Here is a 12,907-nt window from a genome sequence, read left to right on the forward strand (position 1 = left end):
CCTGCCACGGGAAGACGCCACCACTGACGCTCAGTTGCTGCGACCAGGTGGTCTGTTGCGCTTGTACGGTGCTCACCGCCAGCGCCGTGCGCTTGGCAGGAGAAGTCGGCGTTGCGCTAGCGGCCTTGGCGTTGCCGCTGCCGCTGTGGNGGCAAAATAAAAAGGCAGCGAAGGCCGCGCCGAGCACGAGTACGGCGACGCTGAGGACGGTGGTCAGGCGAGTTCTGGAGGGAGAAGAGGAGGGCATCGGATTTCAGTGAGACGGGCGTTGGGCGGGTGTGTTCGCATGTCTGGCAAAGGCCGCGTGCCGCGGCAAGGGTTCTCGCCGCCGGCTTCGGCCTTTGCGCAATGGCGGCTGGCCGGGTCGAGCAGTGGCTGAGCCATCAATCATCAATCGCGTTTCTGGAGACCAAGCAGACATTATTGCCACTGGCGGGTTAACCGCCGTCGTGGTTTGCAAAGACAGGTAAAGACGTGGCGTTGAAGGAACTCCGTGATCTGCAGGTGAGTGGGGGGGAGAGCGGGGAGAGGCGGGAGGGCGGGAGGGCGAGGCGTGCTACGGGTACCGCTGCCCCGCCCTCCCGCGCCATTGCTCAGCCGCTGTTGCGCAGCCCGGCGGCGATGCCGTTGATGGTGATCAGGCTGCCGCGCTTGAGGCGGATGTCGTCGTCGCCGGCGCGCAGGCGGTGCAGCAGTTCGACCTGCAGGTGGTTGAGCAGGTCGATGTAGGGGAAACGGTTGCGCATCGAACGCTGCAGCAGCGGGTTGTCGGCGAGCAGCTCGTCCTGGCCGTTGATGGCCAGCAGCGCTGCGCGCGTGGCCTGCCATTCTGCGCTGATGCGCGCGAAGATGCTGCTCCGCAATTCGGCGTCGCTGACCAGTTCGGCATAGCGCGAGGCGATCGCCAGGTCGGACTTGGCGAGCACCATGTCCATGTTCGACAACAGCGTCCGGAAGAACGGCCAATGGCGGTACATTTCCTGGAGCAGTGCCAGACCGTCGGGCCGTTCTTCACGCCAGCGCTTGACAGCGCTGCCAAAGCCGTACCAACCGGGGAGCATCAGCCGGCATTGTGCCCAGGAGAAAACCCAGGGGATCGCGCGCAGGTCTTCGATGCGCTCGGAGGCGGTGCGCGCGGCTGGCCGGCTACCGATGTTCAGTGTCGCGATTTCGAGGATCGGCGTTGATTCACGGAAGTAGCGGGTAAATCCGGGGGTTGCGTAGACCAGCTGGCGGTAGGCCTGGAAAGCCAGCGTCGACAGCTCTTCCATCGCTTGATGGAAAGCGGCGGTCGGCAGGTCGTCGCGGTCGACGCCGAGCAGGCTTTCTTCGAGCGTTGCGGCGGCGAGGATTTCGAGGTTACGGCGGCCGACTTCGGGATTGGCGTACTTCGAGGCGATGACTTCGCCTTGCTCGGTGATCCGGATCTGGCCGGCCACGGCTCCCGGCGGCTGCGCCAGGATGGCATCGTAGCTGGGTCCGCCGCCACGGCCGACGCTGCCGCCGCGGCCATGGAACAGGCGCAGGCGGATGCCGTGCTCGGCAAATACCTGCGTCAAGCCAATTTCGGCCTTGTACAACTCCCAGCCCGAGGTCAGGAAACCGCCGTCCTTGTTGCTGTCCGAATAGCCGAGCATGACCTCGTGTTCGTCGCCGCGCGCGGCGACCAGCGCGCGGTAGGCGGGGAGCGCGAAGAGCTGCTGCATCACCGCCGGCGCGCGCTGCAAGTCGTCGATGGTTTCGAACAGGGGGGATGATGTTGAGCGCCAGCCCTAGCCTTTCGCCGGGCACCAGCATACCGCCTTCCTTGAGGAGCAGGGCGACTTCAAGGAGATCGGAGACGCCGTCGGTTTTCGAGATGATGCAGTTTGGCAAGGCGCTGGCACCGTAGCGCTGACGCAGCTCGTGGGCGGCGAAAAAAAATCGCCAGTTCGCCACGCGTTTCGGGTGAATAGTCGATGTGCGGCGAGTAGAGTGGTCGCGGGCTGGTGATCTCCTCGCTCAACAAGGCAATGCGTGCCGCCTCGTCGAGATCGGCGTAGTTGGCGCAGCACTTGGCCCGCAAAAGGAGTTCGCTGACCGTACGGGCGTGCACCTCCGAATTCTGGCGCAGATCGATCGGCGCCAGATGGAAGCCGAAGACACCGATCGCACGGAGCAGGCTGCGCAGGCGGCCAGCGGCGATCAGCTCGGCGCCGTTGGCGATCAGCGAATCGACCAATACCTGCAGGTCGGCGACGATTTCTTCGGGATTGGCGTAGGCTTCGGCGATGCCAACGGCGTGTTCCGGCGACTCGTGCTGGTCGAGCGCGCTGGAGGTCGCTGCGAGGCGCGCGTAGATGCCGGTCAGCGCCCGCCGGTAGGGCTCGTCGAGGCGCTGCGGCGCGCTGTCCGGTGAAGCTTCGGCGAGCGCTGCGAGGGCGTCGGAAACTTCGACCAGGGTGTGTGACAGCGGCAGCTCGCGACCGAGCGCGTGGATCTCGCCCAGATAAAAGTCGAAAGCGGCTATCGACTGCCGGCGCAGGCTTTCACGCAGCACCTCGGCGGTGACGAAGGGATTGCCGTCGCGGTCGCCACCGATCCACGAGCCGACCCGGAAGAAGTTGGGCAGTGCCCACTTTTGGCCAGGAAAAGCTTGCCGAAGCTGGTCTTCGAACTGGCAATAGAGGCGCGGCAGTTCAACGAAGAAAGTCTCGTCGAAGTAGCTGATGCCGTTCTTGACCTCGTCGATCACCGCCAGGCGCGTCGAACGCACCATGCGCGTCCGCCACAGTGTCAGCACCGCACGGCGCAAGGCGACCTCGTTGTCGGCGAGTTCGCTCGGCGTCAGGCGCAGCCGATCGCGGTCGTCGAGCAAGCCCCTGACTTCGTGTTGGCAGAAGAGAATGCTCTTGCGACTGACCTCGGTCGGATGGGCGGTCAGCACTGGCGAGATGAGCGCCTGTTCGAGGCAGGCGCGCAGGCCTTCGGCGTCAATGCCGGCGGCTTGCAGGCGGGTCAGCGCCAGCTCCAGGCTGCCGTCACGTGCGGGTGAGCCGATCATTTCGTGCGCTCGGCGGCGACGGACGTGGTGCTCGTCCTCGGCGATATTGGCCAGATGCAGGAAATAGGTGAAGGAGCGGATGACCGCCAGCATCGTGTCGCGTGGTAGCTCGGCGAGGATTCTCTCCAGCTCGGCGCGCGCGTCTTCGTCGAAATCACGATCGAAGCGCACCGAATTCTGGCGGATACCTTCGACGACGTCGAAGACCTCGCTACCCTCCTGCTGACTGACGGTGTCGCCGAGAATCCGGCCCAGCAGCCGAATGTCCTCGCGCAGGGGAAGGTCCTTGTCGGTTTCGGTGGTGCTTGGATCCAGAGAATTCATGTGTCGACCTTTTTGTCTGCGGGGTAGGTGCTCAGGCAGGCGATTATAGGTCCTCCCGGCGCGCAGCTGCCTTCGTCGACCATTCGCGAATCTGATCGATGGTCGCCGTGGCGCCGCCGCAGACGATGAACAGCACGCGAGAAAAGCCGGCGAGCGCCCGTGAGCCTGCGTAGGCCAAGGCCAGGCTGGCGCCACAGGCGGGTTCGACGAGCAGTCGGTGATCGGCGAGAAAACGCTCGCAGGCCTCGAGCGCGGCGTGATCGGAGACGACGACGCTGCGCATCGAATGCGTTTTTGACCACTGAAACGCCTGCTCACAAACGCGCTTGGCGCCGAGCGAGGTGGCGACGCTGCTGATGCTGGCGAGCTCGATCAGTTTACCGGCTTGCAGCGAGCGATTGAACGACGCTGCGCCGGCGGTCTCGACAGCGATCACCGGCACCTTCCCGAGACCGTTGCGTCGCAGGCCTTCGATGACCCCGCAGAGCAGGCCGCCGCCACCGACCGAGAGGACCACGGCGTCCGGCGTCATGGTCGAGCGGGCGAGTTCGTCGATCATGGTCGCATGCCCATGCCACAGCAGCGGGTCGTCGAAGGGGTGGAGAAAGGCGTCTGCCTCCTCGATCATCGACTGCGCCAGGAGGTTGGCTTCGTGCCAGGAAGCACCATGGACGATGATCTCGGCTGCTTCCTGCCGCAACAGCTCTCTGGCTCTTGCGGAGGTGGTTTCCGGCACCACCACCGTGACCGGGGTCGACAGCCGGCGGCCGGCATAGGCGACCGCCAGTCCGGCATTGCCGCCGGAGGAGGAAACAAAGCGGCGTGCGCCACGCCGGCTGTACTCCTCGCAGGCCGCGCCGATGCCGCGAATCTTGAACGATCCGGGTGGCTGCAGCGCTTCCAGCTTGAGCCAGACGGAACAATTGGCCGTGCTGCTCAGCGGCCGGGATTCGATGAGCGGGGTTTCAATATGTAGTGGCATTCTGGCACCGGGTTCCTTACCGTAAAAGTCGCCATAGGGTCGGTTGCACGACGCCAGTCACCGGCAGGGTGTTTTTGAGCTACCATGTTCATTGAGGGGTGTTATCCCTCGCCTGCAGGACTGTTGCAGTTGCTTGTCGTTATCCCTTAATTTTTCAAGGAGAGTTTCGATGCTACGTCAATTAGCCATAGGTTCAGCATTCGCGGTTTTAGCAGCAGGTAGCGCTTGGGCAGGCGAATACGGTACGCCGGCCGAAGCCAAAGCCATGCTCCAGAAGGCGGTCGCCGCGGTGAACGCCGACAAGGCCCAGGCCCTGGCGATGTTTAGCAAGGGCGAGGGCGGTTTCAAGGACCGCGACCTGTATCCCTATTGCGGTGGGCCTGACGGCAATTTCACTGCCCATCCGTCGCTGGTCGGCAAGAGCCTCAAGGATCTCAAGGACAAGGCCGGCAAGCCCCTCGGCGTCGAGGTCTACGCGGCCGCCAAGGATGGAGTGATTGTCGAAGTCTCCTATATGTGGCCGCGTCCCGGCCAGACCGATCCGGTGAACAAGGTGGTGTACGTGACCAAGGTCGGCGACCAGGTTTGTGCGGTCGGCTATTACAAGTAGAGTTCTCGCCGCCGGACCCGCGAGATTGCTTGCCACTGGTGTAGCGCCGTGATTGGCGTGACACAAAAAAACCCCGCTACGGCGGGGTTCTTTTTGTGTGGTCGGTAGCGCTCCGTCGCTCAGTACACTTCCGGAATGAAAGTCTGATCGGACATCGGCGGCCGCACGTAGCCGGTTTCCTCCTGCCGGGGCGGCAGGACGATTGGCTCTGGCGTCAGGTCTTCGTAGTCGATCATGTTGAGCAGATGGGTGATCACGTTCAGGCGGGCGCGCTTCTTGTCGTCGCCATCGACGACGTACCAGGGCGCTTGCTTGATGTCGGTATGGGCGAACATGTTGTCCTTGGCCCGCGAGTACTCGACCCAGCGGGCGCGCGATTGCAGGTCCATCGGGCTGAGCTTCCAGTGCTTTTCCGGATGGAAAATGCGTTTCTGGAAACGGCGCTCCTGCTCCTCGTTGCTGACCGAGAACCAGTACTTGATCAGGATGATGCCGCTGCGCACGAGCATGCGCTCGAACTCCGGGCAGCTGCGCAGAAACTCGCGGTATTCCTCGTCGGTGCAAAAACCCATCACTTGTTCGACGCCGGCCCGGTTATACCAGCTGCGATCGAAGAGCACCATTTCGCCGCCGGCGGGAAGGTGCTGCACGTAACGCTGGAAATACCACTGGCCGGTTTCCCGGTCGGTGGGCGCCGGCAGAGCGGCGACGCGGGTGACTCGCGGACTGAGGCTTTCGGTGATGCGCTTGATCGTTCCGCCCTTGCCGGCGGCGTCGCGCCCTTCGAAGAGGACGACGACTTTCAGTTTCTTGAACTTGATCCACTCCTGCAGCTTGACGAGTTCGACCTGCAGTTTCGCCAGTGCTTTCTCGTAGTTCTTCGTCTTCAGCGGCGTCTTGCGCGTGCTCTTGATGCTCTCCACTTCCTTTGTCGCTGCCGTGGCTGCTGCCGGTTTTTCGGCTGCCGGCTTCGCTTTCGCTGTCTTCACGGCTTTCTCCTCCTTTGCCTTTGCCTTTTCCGGCGCCTTCTTCGCTTCTTCTGCGGCGACTTTCGCTGCCGGCTTGGCTGCCGCTTTGGCCGGAGCGCTGGCCGGAGGCGCGGCCTGGTCCACGGTCACGCTTTCGGTGCTGGCTTGATCGCTTGTGGGTACGACCTCTGCTTGCTCGGTATTGACTTCACTCATTGATGCCTCCTTGGTGTGGCTAAAAAGCGGATTGGGGATGAAAGCGCGTGCTCGGCGGTGCTGCAGTTTATGGGGATGTGATGTTCCCTTAGCGATACCGCGGCAACCGGAAAACCGCGAACTGCAGCGCCAAGCGACGGCACCGTTCTCGTTGCCGGGAAAAAGATAGTTCAGTGCGACCGTGAATTGCTGGCATGCTTCTTTTTCTCGTTGCGCCTGAACGACCATGGGCGGCAATTATCATGCATTTTTCCGCAGAGATGAAGATTTTGGCGCACGAAACGTGCAATTGACCTTTGCAACTACAAAAAAAGTTCGGCGCCAGTTGTTGCCGATCGCCGTCTTGGCGGGGTGTTCGACAGAGTCGCAAAAAAAACAGAGCACCAGCTGGGCTGGCGCTCGTTGCTGTTTCCGCGGCGTTCGGAGAGCAGGCGGACGCTGTGCTCAGGCTTGCTTTCTCTGCGCCAGCCGTCCGCCGGTGTGGCCGCTGTCGGCGAACGATTTGCGGGAAACGAGGCTTTGGGTGAAGCCCGGCGCTCAGGCCAGTTTGGCGAAAGCTTCGATGACTGCGGGGGGGGCCTGGACCATTTCAATCAGGACGCCTTCGCCACCGATCGGGAATTCATCATTGGCTTTCGGATGCATGAAGGTGATGTCGAAGCCGGCCGCACCCTTGCGGATTCCGCCCGGTGCGAAGCGCACGCCGTTGGCCGAAAGCCACTCGACTGCCTTCGGCAAATCGTCGATCCACAGGCCGATGTGGTTGAGTGGCGTGACATGCACCGCAGGTTTCTTGTCCGGGTCGACCGGTTGCATCAGATCGACTTCGACCTTGAACGGGCCGGAGCCGATCGCGGCGATGTCTTCGTCGACGTTCTCGCGTTCGCTAACGAAGTTGCCGGTGATTTCGAGGCCAAGCATGTCGATCCATAACTTGCGCAGTTTCATCTTGTCAGGGGCGCCGATGGCGATTTGCTGGATACCGAGGACTTTGAAGGGACGTTGGCTCATAGGGAGTTCTTTCTCTGTGGCGGAAGGAAAAAAAAGCGCTCGCTGCGCGACCTCAGTCGCGAGCGGAACGACGTATGGCGGTGGCGGCTGCAATTTCACCACTGCGGGAAAACGCTTCGACATTCTCTTCAATGGTATCAGGGTCGTAGACGTAGTTCACCATCAGTCCGTACGACTGCTGGCCGCCGCGCGCGGAGGTGTCGGCCAGATAATTGAGGCGTTCGATGCGTGCGCCGTTGCCGAGGTGAAAGCGGGCGACCGGGTCGTACGCTTGCTCACCCTTGCGGGCGGTTAGCAGGTAACGTGCGGCGAGGCGTGTCAGCCCGTGCTGCAGGCTGGCGGCCAGCTGCTCGTCCGCGGCCCAGTTCTGCGCAGAAAGCAGCGCGGCAAGATCGGCAGCACTGGCAATTGGCGCCATCTCAGGCGGCAGCCGCCGCTTGATCTTGGCCAGGTCCGCGTCGGTGAATGCTTTTGGCCAGGCTTCCGGCTGGCTCTCGGCCCAGCGTCGGAAGTTGGGCAGCGGCGAAAGCGTGGCAAAGTTGGTCAGCTTCGGGTAGTCCCGTTTCAGGTCGTCGACCACCCGCTTGAGCAGGAAATTGCCGAAGGAGACGCCGCGCAGGCCCGGTTGGGTGTTGGAAATCGAATAGAAGATCGCCGTGTTGGCACGCTGCGCGTCGAATACCGGCGCATGCTCGTCGAGAAGTGCCTGAACGTTGTCGGCCAGGTGCTCGGTCAAGGCGACCTCGACGAAAATAAGCGGCTCCATCGGCATGCGCGGATGAAAGAAAGCGTAGCAACGGCGATCGGAATCGAGACGATTCTTGAGGTCGCTCCAGGAACGGATTTCGTGCACCGCTTCGTACTGGATCAGCTTTTCCAGCAGGGCGGCCGGCGAGCTCCAGGTGATGCGCTGCAGTTCGAGGAAGCCGACGTCGAACCAGGCACTCAGGCGGGACTCGAGCTCGCGGTCGAGCGAACGCAGGGCGGGATCCTTGTCGAGAAAGCGCAGCAGATCGGCGCGTAGATCAACGAGAAACTTGACCCCCTGCGGCAGGGCGTTGAATTGCGTGAGGATGCGCAGTCGCGACGAGCGCATGGCCTTACGCAGGGCCGATTCGGCGGTCCACTGCTGATCGCTACCGACCGCCGCCTGATAGTCGGCGTGGGCCCTGGCAACCGACTGCGGGTCGGGACCGAAGTCATTGGCGATGGTGCTCAGGAAAGTGGTGCGGCCGTCGTCATTGAGGTGCTGATAGGTTTCAGACAGCAGGGCGGCGCGTTGGCGGACCGAGACTTCACCGCCGACGCCACTGGCGCACTCGCGCAAAAGATCGCGAACGCGACCAAGGGGTTTTCCTTCCAGCTCGAGTGGGCCGGGACTCTCGAGCAGTTTGCGCACCCGGCGCAGCCCCCGGACAACAAAGCCCTCTGACATCCTTTTCTCCTCCGTCCCGCGGCAAGCGGCGCGTCTCGCTCAGATGCGTTGGCGATGGGCGAGGACGACCAAAAGCAGACCACAAAGAATCATCGGCAGGGACAACCACTGCCCCATGCTGACGGTAAATGACAGGCCAAGGATACCATCATCAGGAGATCGGAAATACTCGGCGAGCCAGCGCAGGCTGCCGTAGCCGATGAGAAAGACACCCGAAATGGCACCGCGCGGTCTCGCTCGGGCCGAGTACCACCAGAGCAGAACGAACAGGGCCAGCCCTTCGAGGCCCGCTTGATAGAGCTGCGAGGGGTGGCGAGGCAAGTTGTCGACCCAGGGAAAAACCATCGCCCACGGCAGCGCAGGGTCCGCCACGCGGCCCCACAGCTCGCCGTTGATGAAGTTTCCGATGCGTCCGGCGGCGAGACCGAGCGGCACCAGCGGGGCAATGAAATCAGTGATTTCGAACCAGGTCCTGCCGATCTTGCGGGCGTACAAGGCCATCGCCACGAGGACGCCGAGGAAGCCGCCATGGAAGGACATGCCACCCCGCCAAACGGCGAGAATCTCGAGCGGGTGTTGCAGGTAGTAGCCTGGCTGATAGAAGAGAATCTCGCCCAGACGGCCGCCGACGATGACGCCGAGAACGCCATAGAAGAGCAGGTCGTCGAGCTGGCGCACCGTCCAGCCGCTGGCGGAGAGCTGTGGATGGCTCAGGATGCGCTGCCGACCAAGCCACCAGAACTGCAGGAAGGCGGCCAGGTACATCAGTCCGTACCAGTGCACTTTCAGTGGGCCGAGGGCAAGCGCGACGGGGTCGAACTGGGGATGGATCAACACGGTGCGAGGACTCGGAGGCTTTCGGATAGAATTCGCATTATATCGTGCCACCCTCAGGCGCGTTTCGGATTGGAGATTGGCAATGCCTGACTATCGTTCCCGCACCTCGACCCACGGTCGCAACATGGCTGGCGCCCGCGCCCTGTGGCGCGCAACGGGCATGAAGGATGGCGACTTCGGCAAGCCGATCATCGCTGTCGTCAATTCCTTTACCCAGTTCGTCCCGGGTCACGTGCACCTCAAGGACATGGGACAGCTGGTGGCGCGCGAGATCGAGGCCGCTGGCGGCATCGCCAAGGAATTCAACACCATTGCCATCGACGATGGCATCGCCATGGGTCACGACGGCATGCTCTATTCGCTGCCCTCGCGCGACCTGATCGCCGACTCGGTCGAATACATGGTCAATGGCCACTGCGCCGATGCCATGGTCTGCATCTCGAACTGCGACAAGATCACGCCGGGGATGCTGATGGCGGCGATGCGGGTGAACATCCCGACCATCTTCGTCTCCGGCGGCCCCATGGAAGCCGGCAAGGTCGATTGGGGCGGCAAGGTGATTGCCATCGACCTGGTGGATGCCATGGTCAAGGGTGGCGACAGCAATTGTTCCGACGACGAAGTCGACGCCTTCGAGCGCTCGGCCTGTCCAACCTGCGGTTCGTGTTCCGGGATGTTTACCGCCAACTCGATGAACTGTCTGACCGAGGCGCTCGGCTTTTCACTCCCCGGCAATGGTACCGTTCTCGCCACGCACGCGGATCGCAAGGGGCTTTTTCTCGAAGCGGGCCGGCAGATCGTCGAACTGTGTCGCCGCTACTATGAGCGCGACGATGCCTCGGTGCTGCCGCGTGCGATCGGCAGTTTCGAAGCCTTTGAGAACGCCATGACGCTCGACGTATCGATGGGCGGCTCGACCAACACCGTGTTGCATATTCTGGCGGCGGCGCAGGAGGGCGCGGTGAACTTTACCATGGACGACATCGACCGCATCTCGCGCAAGGTGCCGTGCCTGGCCAAGGTGGCGCCGGCGACACCCGATTACCATATCGAGGATGTGCACCGTGCCGGCGGAATTTTCTCCATTCTCGGCGAGCTCGACCGCGCAGGACTGATCCATCGCCAGCAGCCGACGGTGCACGCCAGCACCCTCGGTGAGGCGATCGACCGCTGGGACGTGATTCGCAACCAGGACCCGGCGCTGATCGAATTCTTCCGGGCAGCACCCGGCGGCATCCCGACGCAGACCGCTTTCTCGCAAAACAGGCGCTATCCGGACCTCGACGTGGATCGCGCCCATGGCTGCATTCGCAACCGGGAGCATGCCTACTCACAGGATGGTGGCCTGGCCGTGCTGTATGGCAATCTGGCGACCGACGGTTGCATCGTGAAGACTGCGGGTGTTGACGAAAGCATCTGGGTGTTCACCGGCAAGGCGCGGGTGTTCGAAAGTCAGGACGATGCCGTGCAGGCGATTCTTGGCGACCAGGTCCAGGCGGGTGACGTGGTGGTCATCCGCTACGAAGGGCCGAAAGGCGGCCCGGGCATGCAGGAAATGCTTTATCCAACGTCCTACCTGAAATCCAAGGGGCTGGGAAAAGCCTGCGCCCTGCTCACTGACGGCCGTTTTTCGGGCGGCACTTCCGGTCTGTCGATTGGGCACGCTTCACCGGAGGCCGCTGAAGGCGGGGCGATCGGCCTGGTCGAAGAGGGGGATGTGATCGAAATCGACATCCCCGGTCGCCGCATTCACCTGGCCATAACGGAAGCCGAAATGGCCAGGCGTCGTGCCGACATGGACGCCCGCGGCGACGCTGCCTGGCAGCCCGCAGCTACGCGTCAGCGAGTGGTTTCAAAAGCCTTGCAGGCGTATGCGCTGATGGCGACATCGGCGGCGACCGGCGCCGTGCGCGATCTGGAACAGCTGAAGAGGCGCTGATCTGGGAGCGCCAATGCCCTTTGACCTCTGGCTCGGTTTCCTGCTGGCGGCGCTGGTGATCTCGGTTACACCGGGCCCGGGAGCGGTGACCAGCATGAGTGCCGGATTGCAGTACGGCTACTGGGTCGCTCTGCGCGCAATCCTCGGCCTGCAGGCCGCTTTGTTGATACAGCTGATGGTCGTCGCGGCCGGGCTCAACGTGTTGCTGGCGACTTCGGCTTTCGTCTTCGATCTGGTCAAGCTCGCTGGTGCGGCCTATCTGATCTGGCTGGGCATCGAAAAATGGCGGGCGCCGATAGCGGGAATCGATCAGGCAGGGGTTGTGCCGGCCCCTGCCAACGGTCTTTTCTGGCAGGGCTTGCTGGTCAATCTGAGCAATCCGAAGGCCATTCTCTTCATCGCTGCGCTGGTGCCGCAGTTTGTCGACGCGGGAAGCCCGCAGTGGCCGCAGTTCCTGCTCATCGGGATTACCATGTGTGCGGTCGACATCCTCGTCATGTCCGGCTATGCGCTGCTGGTGTCGCGACTGCGCCGCTGGCTGCGCGACGCACGCGCATTGCGGACGCAGAATCGTCTTTTCGGGGGCTTCTTCATCATCGCAGGTCTCCTCCTCGGCGCTTCGAGCAGGCATTGACACCGGCCGTAGCGGCCGCGAGGCGGGCAGCAACTGCCGGGCGCTGTCAACGCTCCGTGCTGGAAATGCGTTATGTGCGCTAACGTTTGCGCCACCGGTAACGCGAATCAACGGGCTTTGCAAGCGGGCCAAACTGAAATAATATCGCGGCGTACCAAACCATCTTTCTGAACGGAGTAAGAGTATGAAAGCGATCTACGTGAGCCTGCTGGCTGCTGCCGGCGTAATGTCTGCCGGTGCCGTCCAGGCTGAAGACGCAGCGGCCCTGGCCAAGTCCAAGAACTGCATGACCTGCCACCAGGTGGACAAGAAGGTCGTCGGTCCGTCGTACAAGGACGTGGCCAACAAGTACACCGCCAAGGATGAGCCCATGCTCGCCGAGAAAATCATCAAGGGTGGCAAGGGGGCCTGGGGCCCGGTGCCGATGCCGCCGAACAAGGTCACGCCCGAAGAGGCCAACACCCTGGCCAAGTGGGTCCTCAGCCTGAAGTGATCGCTGCATGAAGAAAAACCGGCCCAGTGCCGGTTTCCTGTTTTTGGGCCGCCGAGCAAGCGCCATGCATCTCGAAAGCAGATATGCATGTTGACAAGCTCATGATGTGCTTGGACAATCGCCCGTTCGCTACCTTATTAACCTGGATGTTGCATAAAGAGGGCGAGTAAGCACGTAAACATTTGATACAATTGGAGTTCTATAGAAACCAGTTCGTAAAAAAATGCCTACCACTACTCGCCCAGCCTTGGATTTTACCCCGGAACAACTCCACCTCCCGCCCGCTGCGGGCTTCACGGTTCGCGCCGATTTCAGCGCCGGTGAGGTGTCCTCGGACCTGGGCGCCTTGGTGCTGAGCGCCGTCGATCGTCGCATCGGCCTGATCGATCGCCTGACCGGGGCGATTGCCGATTCC

9 protein-coding genes and 2 pseudogenes are annotated in these 12,907 nt (G+C 62.5%); 5 read left to right on the top strand and 6 right to left on the bottom strand.

Annotated elements, in window-relative coordinates; translation table 11 throughout:
- Window positions 1-593: 593 nt before the first annotated feature.
- Window positions 594-3,367: pseudogene (ppc, locus tag E4Q23_RS20095) on the bottom strand (phosphoenolpyruvate carboxylase).
- 43 nt (window positions 3,368-3,410) lie between these two features.
- Window positions 3,411-4,349: a pyridoxal-phosphate dependent enzyme gene (locus E4Q23_RS20100; RefSeq protein ID WP_169068283.1), complete on the bottom strand. Its 939-nt coding sequence runs from the start codon at window positions 4,347-4,349 to the stop codon at window positions 3,411-3,413.
- A gap of 169 nt (window positions 4,350-4,518) precedes the next feature.
- Here E4Q23_RS20100 and E4Q23_RS20105 point away from each other — a divergent pair, with 169 nt between their 5' ends.
- Window positions 4,519-4,959, top strand: coding sequence for a cache domain-containing protein (locus E4Q23_RS20105; RefSeq protein WP_169068284.1), 441 nt, complete (start codon window positions 4,519-4,521; stop codon window positions 4,957-4,959).
- A 119-nt stretch (window positions 4,960-5,078) separates the two neighbouring features.
- Here E4Q23_RS20105 and ppk2 read toward each other — a convergent pair whose 3' ends face one another.
- From ppk2 to lgt, 4 genes are all read right to left on the bottom strand, one after another.
- A complete protein-coding gene (ppk2, locus tag E4Q23_RS20110; protein ID WP_291997597.1) occupies window positions 5,079-5,882 on the bottom strand; it encodes a polyphosphate kinase 2 in 804 nt (267 codons plus the stop codon).
- 798 nt (window positions 5,883-6,680) lie between these two features.
- Window positions 6,681-7,154: a VOC family protein gene (locus E4Q23_RS20115; RefSeq protein ID WP_169068286.1), complete on the bottom strand. Its 474-nt coding sequence runs from the start codon at window positions 7,152-7,154 to the stop codon at window positions 6,681-6,683.
- Between the two features lie 52 nt (window positions 7,155-7,206).
- The gene (locus tag E4Q23_RS20120; protein WP_169068287.1) at window positions 7,207-8,589 is read right to left on the bottom strand and encodes a malonyl-CoA decarboxylase; all 1,383 of its coding nucleotides are present in this window, start codon (window positions 8,587-8,589) and stop codon (window positions 7,207-7,209) included.
- 39 nt (window positions 8,590-8,628) lie between these two features.
- Window positions 8,629-9,426 (bottom strand): prolipoprotein diacylglyceryl transferase, encoded by a 798-nt coding sequence (lgt, locus tag E4Q23_RS20125; protein WP_169068288.1) that lies wholly within the window; start codon window positions 9,424-9,426, stop codon window positions 8,629-8,631.
- Between the two features lie 82 nt (window positions 9,427-9,508).
- Between lgt and ilvD the strand changes: the two genes are divergently transcribed.
- The 4 genes and pseudogenes from ilvD to E4Q23_RS20145 all read left to right on the top strand — a co-directional run.
- A complete protein-coding gene (ilvD, locus tag E4Q23_RS20130) occupies window positions 9,509-11,365 on the top strand; it encodes a dihydroxy-acid dehydratase (protein ID WP_169068289.1) in 1,857 nt (618 codons plus the stop codon).
- A gap of 13 nt (window positions 11,366-11,378) precedes the next feature.
- The gene (locus E4Q23_RS20135) at window positions 11,379-11,999 is read left to right on the top strand and encodes a LysE family transporter (RefSeq protein ID WP_169068290.1); all 621 of its coding nucleotides are present in this window, start codon (window positions 11,379-11,381) and stop codon (window positions 11,997-11,999) included.
- Between the two features lie 184 nt (window positions 12,000-12,183).
- The gene (locus E4Q23_RS20140) at window positions 12,184-12,492 is read left to right on the top strand and encodes a c-type cytochrome (RefSeq protein WP_169068291.1); all 309 of its coding nucleotides are present in this window, start codon (window positions 12,184-12,186) and stop codon (window positions 12,490-12,492) included.
- Window positions 12,493-12,715: 223 nt separating this feature from the next.
- A pseudogene (locus E4Q23_RS20145) lies at window positions 12,716-12,907 on the top strand (IS1380 family transposase); the annotation flags it as partial.

The sequence above is a fragment of the Candidatus Accumulibacter phosphatis genome, assembly GCF_012939955.1.
Taxonomy (GTDB): Bacteria; Pseudomonadota; Gammaproteobacteria; order Burkholderiales; family Rhodocyclaceae; genus Accumulibacter; species Accumulibacter delftensis.

What these genes read in the sequence shown, in the direction of transcription:
- E4Q23_RS20135 (WP_169068290.1), top strand. Translation starts at nt 11,379, where the DNA reads ATGCCCTTTGACCTCTGGCTCGGTTTCCTGCTGGCGGCGCTGGTGATC.
- E4Q23_RS20140 (WP_169068291.1), top strand. Translation starts at nt 12,184, where the DNA reads ATGAAAGCGATCTACGTGAGCCTGCTGGCTGCTGCCGGCGTAATGTCT.
- E4Q23_RS20105 (WP_169068284.1), top strand. Translation starts at nt 4,519, where the DNA reads ATGCTACGTCAATTAGCCATAGGTTCAGCATTCGCGGTTTTAGCAGCA.
- E4Q23_RS20115 (WP_169068286.1), bottom strand. Translation starts at nt 7,154, where the DNA reads ATGAGCCAACGTCCCTTCAAAGTCCTCGGTATCCAGCAAATCGCCATC.
- E4Q23_RS20120 (WP_169068287.1), bottom strand. Translation starts at nt 8,589, where the DNA reads ATGTCAGAGGGCTTTGTTGTCCGGGGGCTGCGCCGGGTGCGCAAACTG.
- E4Q23_RS20100 (WP_169068283.1), bottom strand. Translation starts at nt 4,349, where the DNA reads ATGCCACTACATATTGAAACCCCGCTCATCGAATCCCGGCCGCTGAGC.
- ilvD (WP_169068289.1), top strand. Translation starts at nt 9,509, where the DNA reads ATGCCTGACTATCGTTCCCGCACCTCGACCCACGGTCGCAACATGGCT.